Origin of the sequence: Streptomyces sp. NPDC088157, from assembly GCF_044741545.1 — a bacterium.
GTDB lineage: Bacteria > Actinomycetota > Actinomycetes > Streptomycetales > Streptomycetaceae > Streptomyces.
In genome coordinates, this window is record NZ_JBIUSU010000007.1 from 288,050 (window position 1) to 305,493 (window position 17,444).

The following is a 17,444-nucleotide window of genomic DNA, read 5'->3' on the forward strand; positions in this document are numbered from 1 at the left end:
ACGACGGGGGCGCGTGGTGGACGTGAGGGATGACGGCGAGCTGCTCACCATCGGCGCGTTCGCCGCACGGGCCCGGCTCTCGGCCAAGGCACTGCGGCTGTACGACCGGCTCGGGCTGCTCGCCCCGGCGCACATCGACGAGGCCAGCGGCTACCGCTATTACCGCGCCGGCCAGGTGGAACGCGCCCGGCTGGTGGCCATGCTGCGCCAGCTCGACATGCCGCTCGCGCGGATCGCCGAAGTGGTGGAGACCACTGACGGGCCCGAGTCCGGGGACCTGCTCGCCGCCTACTGGGGCGATGTCGAGACCCGGTTCGCCGCCCAGCGCACCCTCGCCGCCTACCTCCGTGCACGGTTGTCGGGGAGGAGCTCCGAGATGTACGAGAAGTTCGAGGTCCAGTTGGTGGACGTGCCCGAGCGGGTGGTCGTCACCGAGACACGGCACACCCTCGCGGACGAGCTGCCCGTGTGGATCCCCGCCTCGCTGGGGCGGCTGGAGGAGGCGGCCGGGGAGTGCGGGGGCGTGGTCGGGGCGCCGTACGTCGTGTACTACTCCGCGGTGTCCATGGAGAGCGACGGGCCGGTCGAGTCGTGTGTGCCGGTCGCCGACGAGGCGGGGGCCAGGGCCTGGGCGGCCGCCGCGCAGGGCCGGGGACGGCAGTTCCGGGCCCGGGTCGAGCCCGCCCGGCGGCTCGCGTACACGAGGATCACCAAGGCCCAGGTGGCACACCCCCAGATCCTCGCTCCGTACGAGGCGGTGGAGGCCTGGATGAAGCGGGAGGGCTGGGACTACGACGGGCCCTGCCGGGAGGTCTACTTCGCCGACTGGGACGCGGCGGGGGCCGAGGACCCGGTGTGCGACGTGGCGTTCCCGGTGAAGCGGGGCTAGCGGAAGGCCGGCGGGGCCGACGGCCCGCGCCGGGGATGTGCCGAGCCCCCTCGGCTAGGACGGCGATCTGGTCGAGGGGGCTCCTGGGTCGTGCTGGTGGTGCTGGTCGTGCTGATCGTGCCTGTGACGCTGGTCGTGCTGGTCGTGCTGTCTCAGGGGATCGTCCCCTTACGCCTTGACCGATGCCACGAAGGTGTTCCACGCGTCGGCGGGGAAGGCCAGGGTCGGGCCCTCGGTGACCTTGGAGTCACGGACGGCCATGGCCGCACGGACGGGGGACTTGATCTCGACGCACGCGCCGTTGCCCTGGGAGTAGGAGGACTTGACCCACTCGTTCGCGGCGCCCTGCTGCATTGCCATGTTCGCTCCGGTAGTCAGTTGCCGAGTTGCTGTCACCGCGCCGCGCGCAGGTCTCCGTCTGCACGGCACGGTTTGCGCCATCGTTGTTGCTTGATGGCGTGATCGACGCTACTCGCCAACATCGCGAAGCGGAGCGACTATTCACCCGACCGGATGGCATATTCCGTAGGGACTTCCCCTCGGCCCGGCTGAAGGTGTACTTTGCGACGCTTCACTTCACGAAGCGCCCTCCCTGGCATAGTCCTTCGCCACCTTCGCGATGAACTCGCGTGTCTGGTCGGCGTTCAGGGCCTGGGCCCGCAGGTGCTCGTACATCACGCTGTACTTCTGCACGTCCTGCGGCTTCTCCAGGTACAGGTCGCTGGTGACGCCCTCGATGTAGACCACGCTGGAGTCGGCGGCGTCCGGGAACTCGAGGATCGCGTACTGCCCGCTCACCCCCGGATGCGCGCCCATGGTGAACGGGATCAACTGCACGGTGACGTGCGGCAGCTGGGACATCTCCAGCAGGTACTCCAGTTGCTCGATCATCACCTGCCGGTTGCCGACCTCGCGGCGCAGGGCCGCCTCGTCCAGAACCGCCCACAGGCGCAACGGGTTGTCGGCGGTGGAAATACGTTCCTGTCGGCGCAGGCGCACCTGGATCCGCTTCTCGATGTCCGCCGGCGGCGCCTCCGGAAGCGCGCCCGAGATCAGCGCCTCCGCGTACTGACGGGTCTGGAGCAGCCCGGGCACGACCTGCGGGTCGTACACGCGCAGACTCGCCGCGTCCGTCTCCAGGCCGATGTAGACGCTGTACGGAACGTCGCCGAAGGCGTGCCACCAGCCCTGCTGGCGGGAGTCCTTGGCCATCTCCATCAGCGAGTCGACCATCCGCTGGTCCTCGACCTCGTACACCCCGCACAGGTCGCGGACGTCGCGCTGGCTGATGCTGCGCCGGCCGTTCTCCAGCCGGCTGATCTTCGACTGGGACACCAGCAGGCGTTCGGCCACCTCTTCGGCCGTCATGCCCTTGAGCTCACGGAGCCGACGCAGCTCCTGACCCAGCCGGCGTCGCCTGACGGTGGGATTGACATTGGACGCCACTGGACGTGCACCTCCGGCTGCGTGCCTGTAACTGACACTTTGTGTATCCGCTGTTGAGCAGACTGCCACCAAGGTGCTTTCTACCGCTGGAAAACGGTGGATATGCGGCGGCTACACGCCAGTTCGGGTCTGCCCCCCGACATGCGTCCGCGCGGGGTGGCGGGTCGATACGTCCCACCACCCCGCGCGGCCGCGGCGGCTCCCGGAAGGGTCCTGTGTCCCACGGGTCCAACGGTCTTGCGGTACTACGTCTTTCGGTTCCCCGGTCCGGCCGGCGCGCTGTCGTGGGACTGCGGCTCAGTGCGCCACGACACGTGCCATCGGACCGCGGTGCGGCTGCGCCGGAACGCCACGGGCCGGCTCCGGAACAGGCCTGGCACCGGGTCCGGCCTGGCGGCCGGGTGGTGCCTGGTTGCGGCGCGGCTGTGCCACCGCGCCGTTCTGGACGTCCATCACGGCGTGCGCCACGAGGCCGCCCATGGGGTCGTGCCTGATCAGGTCCCGCAACCGGGAGCGGGACGAACGTCCCTCGTTGCCCGGGTACAGGTGCTTGCCGAGGCCGACCGCGTGCGCCAGTGCGGCGAGCGCCGCGGTCCGCGGGTCCGGCGGAACGCCGGTGCGGATCGCGGAGTCCAGCCGGGCCTTGATCTCCCGGCTGATGTCGGTGTCCGTCGCCTGGTAGCGAGTCGTCGGCAGCACTCCGCACATCTGGCCCGCCACGGCATGAACCATGCCGCACCGCTCCAGATGCGAGAGGTAAATCTGGCGTAGCCCGAGACGCGGCCCGCCGATCCAATGGACGGCCCGTACAGGAGCGCCACGCCTTCGCAGCAACTCCAACGCGCAGTCCAGCGTTGGGTCTCCAGTCGGCCGTGGGGACACCACGGCGATACGATCCCCGTCAGGGGCTATCCGTCCGGCCAGCGCCAGCTCCACTAGCTGTGCTCCGGCCAGACCGAGGTCGAGCGACTGCGGCTGTGCGGTGGTACCCGTGGTCGGGTCCAGCGCCAGCAACAAAAGCTCTTCCGGAATTGTTCTGCGGCTCCTGCCCATCCATGCCTCCCCGCGTGGATGAATGACAGGGTGACCCCTCTCACAATGGTCTGTCGAGGGTGCGTGACCTGTTTGTAGTGGAACCAGTAGGTATGTCGTTCTCGTCTACCGCAGGAGCCAAGCCATCTACACAGGACACTGGTACATGGTTCGGACACGCCGTACGGCGGGTCCCGGGCGGGCGGTTCACGGTTCGGCACATGCGCGCGGTGGGCGTGCGGCACATGGAGGAGGCATCGGTGGCGGGCGAGTCCCCCGACAGGTCGAAGCAGCGCGAGTCGTCGGCAGAACCGACGTCGGGGAGCGCGGGCACGGTTCCCGAAGCACGTGAGTCCCGCGAGGTCCGCGATCCGCGGGTCGCGGTGGCACGCGATGCCGAACCGTCCGCGACACGGGGCGGCGTGGACACGGCGACCCGAGTGTTCTCGGTACGGGACCTGAAGACCACGGAGTCCGAGAAGCCCTCGGAGCCCGAGGGAGCGGAGAGGCCCGAGGACGTCGAGGAGGGCGCCGAGCCCACGGGAGCCGGGAAGCCGGCGGAGCCCGCCGAGACCGGCACCGCCGGGAAGGCCGCCGGGGAGTCCACGGCGACCCGCACCGCCGAGGGGGGCGCCGAGACCGACGCGGACGGGGGCGACGCGGACGGCGACGCGGACGGCGACGCGGACGGGGCCATCAAGCCCGAGGACGCCGACGCGGGGGCCGTGGCCGACGAGGACACGGCCGAGGGCGCCGAAAGCGCGGAGGACGGCCAGAACGCCGCCAGGACCGCTCCGGACGGCCCAGAGGGCGCCGGGGCGGCCGGGAGCGCCTCCGAGGCCGCCGAGGGCGCCTCCGAGGGCGGTGACGAGCGTCTGCGCGAGGCCGTGGCCCAGTGGGTGGCCTCCGCGGACGACAAGGGCTCCCCGAAGGAGCCCGCGGCGGACTCGCCGGCGGACGCGAGCTCCTCGGCCGGGGAACCCGCGGACGAGGAACCCTCGCTCGAGGAACCCTCGGACGCCAGGCCCACGGACACGGAACCCTCCGACGGGGACACCGACGCCGAGGCGGAGGAACGTTCCGGGAGCGACGCCGAGGAAGCCGAAGCCGACGGGCCGCACGACGCCGAGCCGGAGGCCAAGGCCGAGCCCGCCGCCAAGTCCGGCGCCAAGTCCGCCGCCGCGCTCGCCTCCAAGCCCGCGCCGAAGTGGGCGTCGAACGCCGACGAGGCCGACGACGAAGCCGCTCCGGACGGCGGGGCCGGGCAGGCCGACACCGCCCAGGACACCGACGCCGACGCCGACGCCGACGCCGACGCCGACAGGCCCGACGAGTCCCCCGTCGACCAGCCCACCGCCGTCTTCAAGACCCCCCGGCCCAAACCCGCCGTCGACCAGCCGACCACCATGCTGAAGCTGGGCGGCGCCACCAAGCCCGAGCCGGCCAAGGACGAGGCCGAGGACAAGGCCGACGAGAAGGCCCCGGCCGCCAGGACCGAGGCCGAGCGCGAGACCCCGGCCGAGGCCCCCGCCGAGCGGACCAGCAAGTTCGTCGCGCTCAAGCCGCTCGACGAGCCCCGCCCGCTGAAGCCGTCCGCCGACGTCACCGCGCTCGTCCCGCAGGTCGGTCCTGAGCGCACGACCCAGCAGCCGCTGCCGCCGAAGCCGCCGCTGGACCTGCTGGCGGAGCTGACGAACACCCCGCCGCCCCCGCCGACCCCGCTGCGCACGCTCGGACGGCGGCTCAAGATCTGGACGCCACTGGTCATCCTGCTGATGGTCGTGTTTGCGATCGCGCAGGCCGCGCGGCCGCTGCCGGCCACCGCGCTGACCCTCACCGCGAAGGACAGCTACACCTTCGAAGGCGGCAAGACGCAGCTGCCCTGGCCGGGTGAGGGGCAGGGCTGGATGGACGCCGACGGCGTCGGCACGATGGGCAGCTTCGGCAAGCAGACGCCCGTGGCCATCGGCTCGGTCGCCAAGACCATGACGGCGTACATCATCCTCAAGGACCACCCGATGAAGGCCGGGGAGGAAGGTCCGGAGATCGAGGTCGACGCGACGGCGGAGAAGGAGGGCGGCTACGACGTCACCGGCGACGAGTCGACGCTCAACACCGTCAAGGCCGGCGACCGGCTCACCGAGAAGCAGGCCCTGTCGGCCGTCCTGATCCCCTCCGCCAACAACATCGCGCGCCTGCTCGCGCGCTGGGACGCGGGCTCGGAGGCGGCGTTCGTGAAGAAGATGAACGCCACCGCCAAGCAGCTGGGGATGTCCGCCACGACCTACACCGATCCCTCGGGCCTGAAGGAGACCACCGTCTCCACGGCCGAGGACCAGGTGAAGCTCGGCCGCGCGTTCGTGAAGGTCCCGGCCCTGGTCTCCATCTCCAGCGCGGCCAGCTGGGACGACCCGTCCGGCAAGAACTGGCCCAACTACAACGTGCTGCCGTTCAAGATGGGCGCGATCGGCATCAAGACCGGCAGCACCACGGCGGCCGGCGGCAACCTGCTCTTCGCCTCCCGCAAGGAGGTGGGCGGGCAGACGGTGACCCTCGTCGGCGCGATCCTCGGCCAGCACAAGCCGAGGATCCTCGAAACGGTCAACGCGGTCAGCCAGACGGCGCTGCTCGCCGCCGAGGACGCGGTCACCTCGGCGAAGATCCTCAAGAAGGGCGACGTCGTCGGGTATGTCGACGACAAGCTGGGCGGCCACACGCCCGTCGTCATCACCAAGGACGTCCCGGCGGTCGGCTGGGCGGGCATGACGGTGAAGCTGTCCTTCACCGCCGACGAGGTGCCGCACACGGCGAAGGCCGGCACCCAGGTGGGCACGCTCACCGTCGGGGACGGCTCCAGCAGTGCCGTGAAGGTGCCGGTCGCCCTGCAGTCCGACCTGACCGAGCCGGGCTTCTCGGACAAGCTGACACGCATCGGCTGACCCGCGCACCCGCTCGTACGCCTCCGTCACCCCGTCGGGCAGCCGCCCGGCGGGGTGCGTGCTAGCGTCACGAAACGGGACAGGTCGCCGGTCGCAGGGACGCAGCCGTGAAGCGGACGCGAACGGCACGCGGCCGAGAGCGGAAGACGGGACACGGGGAGTGCCTTCAGGTGGCCACTGCGGAGCCGACACGCGCCGACGAAACCGGTCCGGGCCCGGACGTCGGCCCGCGACCAAGGGTGCCCGCCCCCCAGTCGGGCGCCCACGACCGCGCCGCCCACGACGATCATGACGACCGCACCGCCCACGACGGCCGTGGTGGCGATGGCCGTGATGGCCGTGATCATGACGGCCGTGCCGAGGTGGTAGACCTCGAGCAGGGTCCTGTCCCGGACGGTTCGCCCCCGGGCGGCCGCACGGACGCCACGGGCCCCGCGCGCGAGGCATCCCGGGCGAGAGCCACGCTGGACCGGTCGGCCGGCTGGCTGCGACGCCACCTCGTGCTGTCCATGACGGGGCTGTCCGGCATCCTGCACCTCGTCTGGTTCTTCACGTTCGCGAACAGTGGCGGCGACCTCGCGGCGCAGGACGCCTGGGCCGAGTTCGTCGGCCGGCACCCCGACTCCGCGTACAACCTCGCCTGGTACGGCGGCATGCACCCGGTGTCGTACAGCATGGTGTCGCCGTATCTGATGTCCCTGCTCGGCGTCCGGACGACGATGATGATCGCCGGGACGCTCTCGGCGGGTCTGCTCACCCTGATCCTGCTGCGCTGCCGGCCCGTGAAGGACCCGGTGTGGCCGGCGCTGGCCGGGATCTTCGCCCTGCTGTGCAACGCGGCTTCCGGACGGGTGACGTTCGGGCTCGGCAACATGTTCGCGCTGGGCGCCGTCGCCGTCGTGTTCTGCTGGCCGCACCGCTGGCGCTACAAACGGTGGGCGAAGGCGCTGTGCGCCGCGCCGCTCGCCGCGCTCGCCACGATGGGCTCACCGGTGGCGGGGCTCTTCGTGGGGCTCGTCGCCGCCGCGCTGTTCCTCCAGAAGCGGCGGCCGGGCGCGTGGGCGCTGGGGCTCGCCCCGACGGCCGTGGTCGCCCTGTCCGCCTGGCTGTTCCCCTTCTCCGGCACCCAGCCGATGTCCTTCGGATCGGCGTCCCTGCCGCTGCTGTGCTCGGTGGTCGTCTTCGCGGTCGTCCCGCGCGACTGGAAGACCGTGCGGATCACCTCGGCGGTGTACGGGCTCGGCGTGCTGCTGGTGTGGCTGATCAGCTCGCAGATCGGGTCCAACATCACGCGGCTCGCGATGCTGTTCACGGGCGTGGTGCTGATGGCCGCGCTGCCGTTCGCCGCGCCGCGCACCCGCAAGTGGTACGTGATCGTCGTGGCGTTCCTCGGGTTCGTGGGCTGGATCGGCTTCAAGTCGGTCGACGACGTCGTCCGGACGACCCCGGCGGCCTCCTGGGCGCGTGAGCTGGCGCCGCTCGTCAACGAACTCCAGGGGGTCGGCGCGGAGAAGGGGCGGGTGGAGGTCGTACCGGCCCGCTCGCACCGCGAGGCGTCCGCCCTCGCGCCGTACGTCAATCTCGCCCGGGGCTGGAACCGCCAGGCCGACATGGAGCGCAACCCGCTCTTCTACGACGACACCCTCAACTCCGCGAACTACCACGAGTGGCTCCAGCGGTGGGCCGTGCACTTCGTCGTCGTCCCGAAGGAGGCCCTGGACGGGGACGGGGGCGAGCGGGAGCGGGAGCTGGTGCAGCGCGGACTGCCGTATCTGGAGCAGATCTGGGGCGACGCCAACTGGCAGCTGTTCAAGGTCACCGACCCGGCCTCGCTCGCCGAGCCGAACGCGGTGGTGCAGCGGGCCGAGCAGGGTGAGATGACGATCGACGTGAAGAAGGCCGGGCGGATCCTGATCCGGATCCCTTACTCGCCGTGGCTGAGCGTCGTGGACGCGGAGGGCAAGAGTCTGAAGCCGCCGCAGGAGACGGAGGCGTCCAAGGACCGGGTCGAAGGGGAGCCGAAGACGTACGAGAACGTCAACGGCTGCCTGTTCGAGACGGAGGAGGACGCGGAGGGCGACAAGTGGACGGTGTTGCTCGCGCCGAAGGCGGGGACCTACCGGCTGGCCGCGCCCTACCAGCTGCCCCGGGGCACGCCGTGCCCGGACGAGCTGAAGGAGCAGCCGTGACCGGTGGTGCTGCCCTGCTCGGTGGTGCTGCCGTACTCGGTGGAGTTGCCGTGATCAGCGGAGTTGGCCCACGTACCGGTCCGTTCCCGGCACCGTGGGGATGAACGGCGCGACCAGTTCCACCCGCCCCAGTCCCGACTCCGCCACCGCCTCCTCCAGGCCCGTGAAGTGCTGCTCCCAGCAGTCCCTCGGGTCGCTCTCCAGGAACCAGAGCAGGGTCAGGCGGGTGTCGACGCCCTCGACCTGTTTCACGTAGGTCATGCGGTCGCCGGGCAGGGGTGTGGGGCGGAAGACGGTGACCATGGCCGTCGGGGAGCCGGCCACCCGCTTGGGGAGGTGGCGGGCGCGCAGCCACTCCAGGAGTTCGGTGCGCTGCTGCGCCGAGTCGGTGTCGACGACCTGGGCCACCAGGCCCGCGTACGGGTGGTCCAGGGCGTGGAAGTCGCGGGGACCGGCGGCGCCGTCCCGGTACACGGTGGTCTCGTGGTCCTGGAACGCCGTGAAGACGTGGGTGCGGTCCTGGTAGACGCGGGCGTCCCGGTTGAGGCGTTTGTTGATGGCGACCGTCCACTTCATGTGGTCGTCGTAGCGCCCGGCGGTGATCCAGTAGGTGGAGAGGTAGCAGCCGGCGGTGACCGGCTGGGCGATCGCCGACTTCTCCGGCCGGCGCAGGAGTTGGAGGTCGCGGGTCGCCACCCACCTGCGGCCCGCGTACATCCAGGGCATCGCCATCGCGCCGGCGTAGTAGTGGTCGTCCTCGTACCAGCGGTTGTAGGCGTACTCGTGGCCGGGGTGCGGTTCGACCATGGTGATCAGGGCATGGCCGGGGCGCACCCCGTAAGGGCCCACGGCGGCCAGTTCGGCGTACGTCTCGCTGCGCGTGTCACCGCGTGTCCCGCGGTGTGTGTCGCGGTGCGTCTCCTCGCTCATGCTCTTCCCCATCCTCGGCGACTGGCCCATACTCTGACGCTCCGTCAGGTAATCCGCCAGAGGCAAGGGGGCCCCATGTCACCGCTCAACGGCAAGACCGTCGTCGTCTCGGGGGTCGGCGCCGGGCTCGGTCACCGGATCGCCGCCGCGGTCGTGAGGGACGGCGGGAACGCCGTGCTGGGGGCGCGGACCGAGGCGAATCTCGTGAAGAGCGCCGCCGAGATCGATCCCGAGGGAGCGCGTACGGCGTACCGGGTCACCGACATCACCGACGAGCGGCAGTGCGAGGCGCTGGCGGGGCTGGCGCTGGAGCGGTTCGGGGGGATCGACGCCGTGGTGAACGTGGCGGCCTGGGACTCCTACTTCGGCGGGGTCGAGGACGCCGACTTCACGACCTGGCAGTCGGTGATCGACGTGAACCTGCTGGGGACGCTGCGGATGACGCGGGCGTGTCTGGCCGGGCTGAGGGCGAGGGGCGGGTCGGTGGTGTTCATCGGGACGCAGTCCGCCGTGGCGGCGCCCTCGCAGGTGCGCCAGGCGGCGTACGCGGCCTCCAAGGGAGCGCTGACCAGCGCCATGTACTCGCTCGCGCGGGAGTGGGGGCCGCACCGGATCCGGGTCAACACCGTGCTGCCGGGCTGGATGTGGGGGCCGCCGGTGCAGGCCTACGTCCAGTTCACCGCGCAGACGGAGGGAGTGACGGAGGAGGAGGTGCTGGGGCGGCTCACCGGGCGGATGGCGCTGCCCGAGCTGGCGACGGACGGGGATGTGGCGGACGCGGCGGTGTTCCTGGCGTCGGACCGGGCGCGGGCGATCACGGGACAGTCGTTGCTGGTCAACGCGGGGGAGCTGATGCATTGAGTTCACATAGATGAACGCAGGCCACCATACCGAATTCCTTTACCCTCCCTTGACCTTACGGTTACTTGTCGTGTTCACGCAGCAGCGCCCACGATGAGCGCCGGGCTGAACGCCGGGCTGAACCATGGGAGGTCACATGAACGGTCTCGACTGGACCGTGCTCATCGGCTATTTCGGCGTGATGGTCGCCATCGGCGTCTGGTCGCACAAGCGCGTCGACAATGTGAGCGACTTCTTCACCGCCGGCGGCAAGATGCCCTGGTGGCTGTCCGGCATCTCGCACCACATGTCGGGCTACAGCGCGGTGATGTTCACCGGGTACGCGGGCATCGCCTACACCTACGGCGTGACGTCCTTCATCACCTGGTCCTTCCCCATCGCGCTGGGCATCGCCATCGGCTCGAAGCTGTTCGCGCCGCGCATCAACCGCCTCCGGTCGCGACTCCACGTGGCGTCCCCGCTGGAGTATCTGAAGAACCGCTACGACCTGAAGACCCAGCAGGCACTCGCCTGGTCCGGGATGCTGCTGAAGATCGTGGACGTCGGCGCCAAGTGGGCCGCCATCGCGACCCTGTTGTCCGTCTTCACCGGGATCTCCCTCAACCAGGGCATCCTCATCACCGGCGCGATCACCGCCGTGTACTGCACCATCGGCGGACTCTGGGCGGACGCGCTGACCGAACTCGGCCAGTTCGTCATCCAGTTGCTGGCCGGCGTCGCGATGTTCGTCGCCGTCGTGCTGAAGCTGAACGACAAGGGCATCGGGTTCCTGGACGCCTGGGACCAGCCCGCGCTCCAGGGCCACGACAAACCCCTGGTGGCCCAGTACGGCACGGTGTTCCTGCTCGCGTTCCTCTTCATCAAGCTCTTCGAGTACAACGGTGGCATGCTCAACCAGGCCCAGCGGTACATGGCCACCGGCAGCCCGAAGGACGCCGAGCGGTCGGCGCGGCTGTCGGCGGTGCTGTGGCTGGTCTGGCCGCTGGTGCTGTTCTTCCCGATGTGGATGTCGCCGCTGCTGGTCACGTCGAACAAGCCGGACGGCTCCGACTCCTACGCCCTGATGACCGAACAGCTTCTGCCGCACGGCCTGCTGGGGCTCGTCATCGTCGGATTCTTCTCGCACACGATGGCCATGTGCTCGTCCGACGCCAACGCCATCGCCGCCGTCTTCACCCGGGACTGCGCGCCCGTCATCTGGGCTCGGGCGCGGGAGTGGAACCAGCGGTCGGGGCTGATCGCGGCGCGCGTGGCGACCGTCGTCTTCCTCGGTCTTTCCATGGCGGCGGCCACGCAGGTCAACTCCCCCGCCTTCAAGGACATCATCACGGTCGTCATCAAGTGGGTGGCCGGACTGATGGGCCCGATGGCGATCCCGATGATGCTGGGCCTGCTGCGCCCGTTCCGCCGCTCCGGTCCGACGGCCGCGCTGACCAGCTGGTCGATGGGTCTGCTGGCCTTCTGGCTGGTCAACTACCCGATCAACTGGAAGGTCGACGGCGGAGTGCCGCTCCAGTACCAGGTGTCCATCCCGCTGGCTGTGTCGCTGGTCCTCTACATCGTCGTCGGGTTCATCAAGCCCGAGGACACCCCGGAACGTCTCGCGATCATCGAACGGATCAACACGGACGGGGACGGGGACTCCGCCGGTGCGGCTGCGGCGGTGCCCGAGCCCAGGGACGCGGTCGGGGGGCAGCCGGCCAGCCCGACCGGCGTCTGAGGACGAGGCCCCTTCAGGGCAGAGGCGGGGCCCGGGGGCGGCAGCCCCGGGCCCCCGCAGCTCAACTCGGCAACCCCCTCGGATATCTGGCCATCCATCCCGGTGAAGCCCCGGCGGGACCATGCAGGGCCGGCCCCTGGGTCATCTCCATGGCGAAGTCGTCGGCCAGTTCCAGGATCGTGGGACGGCCCTCCAGCTCGGCCAGCCAGGCCGGCGGGAGGGCCGTCTCGCCGTGCAGGGCGCCGAGCAGGCCGCCGGTGAGGGCGGCGGTCGGCGCCGAGGGCGCGCCGTGGTTCACCGCGAGCCGCAGCCCGTGCCGGACGTCCTCCGCGACGAGGGCGCAGTAGACGGCACCGGACAGCACGGCTTCCGCCGTCCCCGCCCCCGCCAGCTCCTCCACCCTGGCCGGGCCCGGCAGCCCCTGCCGTACGGCGCCCAGCGCGCGCTGCAACGCCTCCGACACCGCCTCGTGGCCCGGCCGCGCGACCAGCAGGGCGAGCGCCCGCTGCACCGCGCCGTCCAGACTCTCGCCGCAGGCCAGCGCGTGCACGGTGACGGCGTACGCGCCCGCCGAAAGACACGCCGTGGGGTGGCCGTGGGTCTGGGCGGCGCACTCGACGGCGAGCTGCGCGACGAGTTGCGGCTCCCAGCCGACGAGCAGCCCCACGGGCACCGAACGGGGAACCACCTCGGGCCCCGCCGCGCCGGGGCTCTTGGGCGAGTCCAGGGTTCCCATCACCTCGTCGCCGAGCCCGAGCAGCAGCGTGCGGGTCGGATCGCGCCGGGCGTACAGCCACTCCTCGCGGGCCAGCCAGCCGTCGTCCTTGCGGCGCAGGTCGGGACCCCAGTCCCGTTGGGTGGCGGCCCATCTCAGATACGCCCGGTGCAGATCGGTCGGCGGATGCCAGGCGCCGGTGTCCCGTCGTACCTGGGCGCGGATCAGCCCGTCCACGGTGAACAGGGTCAGCTGGGTGAGATGCGTGACCGCGCCGCGCCGCCCGTAGGCGGGAGCCAGGTCCACGACCCCCTCGGGTCCGTGGCCCTGCCGGATCTCCTCGATCCCGAGGGTGTCCACGGGCGCTCCGAGCGCGTCCCCGACGGCCGCGCCCAGCAACGTGCCACGCACCCGGCTGCGGAAGTCCTGCTGTTCGGCACGGCCCCAGACGGGCCCGGCAGTCGCACCCACCAAGTCCTCCCGCACCGTCCGTACGCACGACGTTCGTCACTGTAATCGAACAGGCGCAAGGGGACACGGGACGAGCGCCGGGAGAGAGGTGCCGAGCGTGGCATATGCCCGAGCTGCACCCGCTCTGTGCCCCGGCCTCGCGGTGGAGAGATGGTGGAGAGCCGGTGCGAACCCGGGCGGGAAGTCGGCGGGAGGCCGACGGGACGACCACACCGCACCCGGTGGCGGGCCGCCTCCCACGGTTCACGCGGCGGTGGCCATTCCCCCGACGGACCCCTCGACCATCTCGGACTCAATTCGGAGGGGACGCACGGCACTTGGCGGGGTAAGGACACCGGCATGACCACCCCCAACTCACAAATCCCACACGCCTCACGCGTGCTTCCCCTCACCGCCACCCTCCTCACCGGGACGGTCGCGCTCTACATGCTTCTCGTCGCCTTCGGGAACATCACCGACTTCGGCACGAACCAGCAGTTCGTGCGGCATGTGCTGGCGATGGACACGACGTTCAAGGACGACGACCTGATGTGGCGGGCGGTGACGGGGAAGGGGTTCCAGGACGCCGCCTACGTCGCGATCATCGTGTGGGAGACGGTCGCCGGGCTGGTGCTGGCCGCCGGGACCTGGTTCTGGGCGCGGCGGGACAGCATACGCGGTCGGGCGCTGTCCACGTACGGGCTGGTCATGGTGATGCTGCTGTTCGGCGCCGGGTTCATCGCGATCGGCGGAGAGTGGTTCGCCATGTGGCAGTCGGAGAACTGGAACGGGCTGGACGCGGCGACCCGGGCGTTCCTGTTCGGCGGGGTGGTGCTGATCGTGAACCACCTGCCGCTCGGACAGGCGCGGGACGACTCCCGGGCGTGACTCCCGGATTTCCGTAGCGGGCCTGCGGGCTCCCGTAGCGGGCCCGCAGGCGTCCGGGCCCGCAGGCGTCCGAGCCTGCGGGCGTCCGAGCCTGCGGGCGTCCGGAGGTTATTCGACGACCCTGACCTTCGTCCCCGTCTCGCCGAACGCCCACAGGGCCGTGCCGTCCGCCTTGGCCATCCTGATGCCGCCGGTCTGTGTACCGGCGGCGGCCGGGGGCGGGGAGGAGCCGTCGACGGCGTTGGAGAAGGCGATGTTGACGCCCGACGTGGCGGAGAAGTAGACGATGTGCTCGATCGCCACGCCGTCGGAGCCCGTGGTCGCGTCCTTGCGGAGCGACACCGTGAAGCTGCCGACGGCCGGGTTCACCGTGCCGGGCCAGACCGTGAAGGTGCGGCGGGCGGTGTCGTCGGCGTCGACCAGCCAGACCCGGTGCTGCCCCAGCGAGTAGACGATCCGGCGGCCGGTGCCCGAGGCGTCGGGCACCTCGGCCGCCTTGGGGGTGGCCGACGGCTTCGGCGAGGCCGAGGGGCGCGTGCCCGCCGACGCCGAGGCGCTCGGGCGGTTCGCCGCCGACGCCGTCGGGTGCGGGCCCTTCTCGGCCTGCGCCGTCAGGACGACGACCGCGGCGATCGCGCCGGCTGTCAGGCTTGTGACCCAGACCCAGGAGGGAAGCCGTCGGGCAGGCACGGGCACGCATCTCCTCAGTTGTGGGACCCCTGCGATCGGGGCCCGATCATCGTACTGCGAGGGGCCCGCTGCCCGGTCCCACCGTGGTTCCTCAGTCCAGCACCGGCAGCAGTTCCGGCAGGTGCCCGTCCGACGCCGTGGCCGCCCGCTGCCGCTCCTCGGGCACCTCGCCGTACAGCGTCGTGCGCGGCCTCGCCGGGCGGCCCGCCGCGTCCGCGACCGCGATCAGGTCCTTGACGGACTTGTAGGAGCCGTAGGACGAGCCCGCCATCCGCGAGATCGTCTCCTCCATCAGCGTGCCGCCCAGGTCGTTCGCCCCCGAGCGGAGCATCTCCGCCGCCCCCTCCGAGCCCAGCTTCACCCAGCTGGTCTGGATGTTGGGGATGTGCGGGTGCAGGAGCAGACGGGCCATCGCCGTCACCGCCCGGTTGTCCCGCATGGTCGGGCCGGGACGGGAGATCCCCGCCAGGTACACCGGCGCGTTCGTGTGGATGAAGGGGAGCGTGACGAACTCCGTGAAGCCGCCGGTCCGCTGCTGGATCCCGGCCAGGGTCCGCAGATGGCCCAGCCAGTGCCTCGGCTGGTCGACATGGCCGTACATCATCGTCGAGGACGACCGGATCCCGACCTCGTGCGCCGTCGTGACGACCTCGATCCAGGTGGCCGTCGGCAGCTTGCCCTTGGTCAGGACCCAGCGGACCTCGTCGTCCAGGATCTCGGCCGCCGTGCCGGGGATGGAGTCGAGCCCCGCCTCCTTCGCCGCCGTCAGCCACTCGCGGATCGACATGCCGGTGCGGGTCGCGCCGTTCACCACCTCCATCGGCGAGAAGGCGTGCACATGCATGCCGGGGACCCGGGACTTCACCGCCTTGGCGATGTCGAAGTACGCCGTGCCGGGCAGGTCCGGGTGGATGCCGCCCTGCATGCAGACCTCCACTGCCCCCAGTTCCCAGGCCTGCTGGGCGCGGTCGGCGACCTGGTCGAGGGAGAGCGTGTACGCGTCGGCGTCGGTGCGGCGCTGCGCGAAGGCGCAGAAACGGCAGCCCGTGTAGCAGACGTTGGTGAAGTTGATGTTCCGCGTGACGATGTACGTGACGTCGTCACCGACCGTCGAGCGGCGCACGTCGTCCGCGATGCGGGTCAGGGCGTCCAGGGCCGGGCCGTCCGCGTGGAGCAGGGCGAGGGCCTCGTCGTCGGTGAGCTTCGTCGGGTCGTCGGCGGCCGTCGCCAGAGCCTGCCGTACGTCGGTGTCGATGCGCTCCGGCACCATGCCGGGGGCGGCCGCCTCCCGCAGGGCGCCCCAGTCGCCGTACACCTCGTCGAAGTCGTCCCGGCGGTCGGAGGTACGGCCGTCGGTGTCGATGGTGCGGTGGAGGTCGGTACGGCCGGACGGCACGAACACCTCCTCCGGCTCCTGCCAGGGGTGTCCCTCGACGACGGCGTCCGGCACGGCCAGGCCCGTCTCCGGGTCGGCCAGCGCGCGAACGTGCGGGAGCAGCCGCGGGTCGAGCCAGGGCTCGCCGCGCCCCACGAACTCCGGGTAGACGCAGAGACGTTCCCGCAGACGGAAACCGACGGCGGCGGACTTCTCGGCGAGCTCGTCGATCTGCGGCCAGGGACGCTCGGGGTTGACGTGGTCGATGGTGAGCGGGGACACCCCGCCCCAGTCGTCGATACCGGCCCCGATCAGCCGCTCGTACTCGCTGTCGACGAGGTTGGGCGGAGCCTGGAGGCAGGCGGACGGGCCCATGATGTGGCGGGCGACGGCCACGGTCGCGACCAGTTCGTCGAGTTCCGCGTCCGGCATGCCGCGCATCGCCGTGTCCGGCTTGGCACGGAAGTTCTGGATGATCAGTTCCTGGATGCCGTGGTAGGCGCGGGAGATCTTGCGGAGGGCGAACAGCGACTCGGCGCGCTCCTCGTACGTCTCGCCGATGCCGATGAGGATCCCGGAGGTGAAGGGGACGGACGAGCGGCCGGCGTCCTCCAGGACGCGGAGGCGGACGGCGGGCTCCTTGTCCGGGGAGCCGTGGTGCGGGCCGCCGGGCTCGGACCACAGGCGGGTGGCGGTGGTCTCCAGCATCATGCCCATGCTGGGCGCGACGGGCTTCAGCCGCTGGAAGTCGGTCCAGCTCATCACCCCGGGGTTGAGGTGCGGCAGCAGCCCGGTCTCCTCGAGGATGCGGATGGAGATGGCCCGGACGTAGGCGATGGTGTCGTCGTAACCGTGCGCGTCGAGCCATTCCCTGGCCTCGGGCCACCGCTCCTCCGGCTTGTCGCCGAGGGTGATGAGGGCTTCCTTGCAGCCGAGGGCGGCACCGCGCCGGGCGATGTCGAGCACCTCGTCGGGCGACATGAACATCCCGTGTCCCGCCCGGCGGAGTTTGCCGGGGACGGTGACGAAGGTGCAGTAGTGGCACTTGTCCCGGCACAGCCGGGTCAGGGGGATGAAGACGCTCTTGGAGTACGTGATGACACCGGGCCGGCCGGCCGCCTCCAGGCCGGCGTCCCGCACCCGGCCTGCGGAGGCGGCGAGGTCTTCGAGCGCCTCACCGCGCGCCTGGAGCAGGACGGCCGCCTCGCCGACGTCCAGGGCGACGCCGTCACGGGCCCGTTTGAGAGCGCGACGCATGGAGTTCTCGGTGGGGCCGGTGATCGGGCCGGGGCCGGTGCCGGAGGTCGTCATCCTTTGAGC

General features: G+C 71.0%; 13 protein-coding genes. 6 read left to right on the top strand and 7 right to left on the bottom strand.

Annotation, left to right across the window (positions count from 1 at the left end):
* Nucleotides 1-16: 16 nt before the first annotated feature.
* Entirely contained in the window at nucleotides 17-889 is an 873-nt protein-coding gene (locus ACIPFH_RS28225; RefSeq protein ID WP_401831143.1) for a MerR family transcriptional regulator, read from the top strand.
* Nucleotides 890-1,057: 168 nt separating this feature from the next.
* On the opposite strand, the gene ACIPFH_RS28230 is transcribed toward ACIPFH_RS28225, so the two are convergent.
* The 3 genes from ACIPFH_RS28230 to ACIPFH_RS28240 all read right to left on the bottom strand — a co-directional run bounded on the left by ACIPFH_RS28230 (nucleotide 1,058) and on the right by ACIPFH_RS28240 (nucleotide 3,388).
* Nucleotides 1,058-1,249, bottom strand: coding sequence for a DUF397 domain-containing protein (locus ACIPFH_RS28230; protein WP_189920944.1), 192 nt, complete (start codon nucleotides 1,247-1,249; stop codon nucleotides 1,058-1,060).
* A 216-nt stretch (nucleotides 1,250-1,465) separates the two neighbouring features.
* Complete coding sequence (locus tag ACIPFH_RS28235) at nucleotides 1,466-2,335, bottom strand: helix-turn-helix transcriptional regulator (RefSeq protein ID WP_356248680.1); 870 nt, start codon at nucleotides 2,333-2,335, stop codon at nucleotides 1,466-1,468.
* Between the two features lie 297 nt (nucleotides 2,336-2,632).
* Nucleotides 2,633-3,388 carry a GPP34 family phosphoprotein gene (locus ACIPFH_RS28240; RefSeq protein ID WP_356248682.1) on the bottom strand — a complete coding sequence of 252 codons (756 nt, stop codon included), beginning with the start codon at nucleotides 3,386-3,388 and terminating at the stop codon, nucleotides 2,633-2,635.
* A gap of 200 nt (nucleotides 3,389-3,588) precedes the next feature.
* Between ACIPFH_RS28240 and ACIPFH_RS28245 the strand changes: the two genes are divergently transcribed.
* Both ACIPFH_RS28245 and ACIPFH_RS28250 read left to right on the top strand, forming a co-directional pair.
* Nucleotides 3,589-6,306, top strand: a complete 2,718-nt coding sequence (locus tag ACIPFH_RS28245) for a D-alanyl-D-alanine carboxypeptidase (RefSeq protein WP_401830672.1) — start codon at nucleotides 3,589-3,591, stop codon at nucleotides 6,304-6,306.
* 170 nt (nucleotides 6,307-6,476) lie between these two features.
* Entirely contained in the window at nucleotides 6,477-8,495 is a 2,019-nt protein-coding gene (locus tag ACIPFH_RS28250; protein WP_401830674.1) for an MFS transporter, read from the top strand.
* A 54-nt stretch (nucleotides 8,496-8,549) separates the two neighbouring features.
* Here ACIPFH_RS28250 and ACIPFH_RS28255 read toward each other — a convergent pair whose 3' ends face one another.
* On the bottom strand, nucleotides 8,550-9,425 hold the full coding sequence (locus tag ACIPFH_RS28255) for a hypothetical protein (RefSeq protein WP_401830675.1): 876 nt from the start codon (nucleotides 9,423-9,425) through the stop codon (nucleotides 8,550-8,552).
* 75 nt (nucleotides 9,426-9,500) lie between these two features.
* On the opposite strand from ACIPFH_RS28255, the gene ACIPFH_RS28260 reads away from it, so the two are divergent.
* Both ACIPFH_RS28260 and ACIPFH_RS28265 read left to right on the top strand, forming a co-directional pair.
* The gene (locus ACIPFH_RS28260) at nucleotides 9,501-10,286 is read left to right on the top strand and encodes an SDR family oxidoreductase (RefSeq protein WP_401830677.1); all 786 of its coding nucleotides are present in this window, start codon (nucleotides 9,501-9,503) and stop codon (nucleotides 10,284-10,286) included.
* 136 nt (nucleotides 10,287-10,422) lie between these two features.
* Nucleotides 10,423-12,006, top strand: coding sequence for a sodium:solute symporter family protein (locus ACIPFH_RS28265; RefSeq protein WP_356248692.1), 1,584 nt, complete (start codon nucleotides 10,423-10,425; stop codon nucleotides 12,004-12,006).
* 61 nt (nucleotides 12,007-12,067) lie between these two features.
* On the opposite strand, the gene ACIPFH_RS28270 is transcribed toward ACIPFH_RS28265, so the two are convergent.
* Entirely contained in the window at nucleotides 12,068-13,192 is a 1,125-nt protein-coding gene (locus ACIPFH_RS28270; RefSeq protein WP_401830680.1) for an ADP-ribosylglycohydrolase family protein, read from the bottom strand.
* Nucleotides 13,193-13,531: 339 nt separating this feature from the next.
* On the opposite strand from ACIPFH_RS28270, the gene ACIPFH_RS28275 reads away from it, so the two are divergent.
* Entirely contained in the window at nucleotides 13,532-14,059 is a 528-nt protein-coding gene (locus ACIPFH_RS28275; RefSeq protein ID WP_401830682.1) for a DUF2165 domain-containing protein, read from the top strand.
* A gap of 108 nt (nucleotides 14,060-14,167) precedes the next feature.
* Here the strand turns inward: ACIPFH_RS28275 and ACIPFH_RS28280 are convergent, their stop codons facing one another.
* Together ACIPFH_RS28280 and ACIPFH_RS28285 are read right to left on the bottom strand one after the other, a co-directional pair.
* A complete protein-coding gene (locus tag ACIPFH_RS28280; RefSeq protein ID WP_356248698.1) occupies nucleotides 14,168-14,755 on the bottom strand; it encodes a hypothetical protein in 588 nt (195 codons plus the stop codon).
* 85 nt (nucleotides 14,756-14,840) lie between these two features.
* A complete protein-coding gene (locus tag ACIPFH_RS28285; protein WP_401830685.1) occupies nucleotides 14,841-17,435 on the bottom strand; it encodes a bifunctional FO biosynthesis protein CofGH in 2,595 nt (864 codons plus the stop codon).
* Nucleotides 17,436-17,444: the final 9 nt, after the last annotated feature.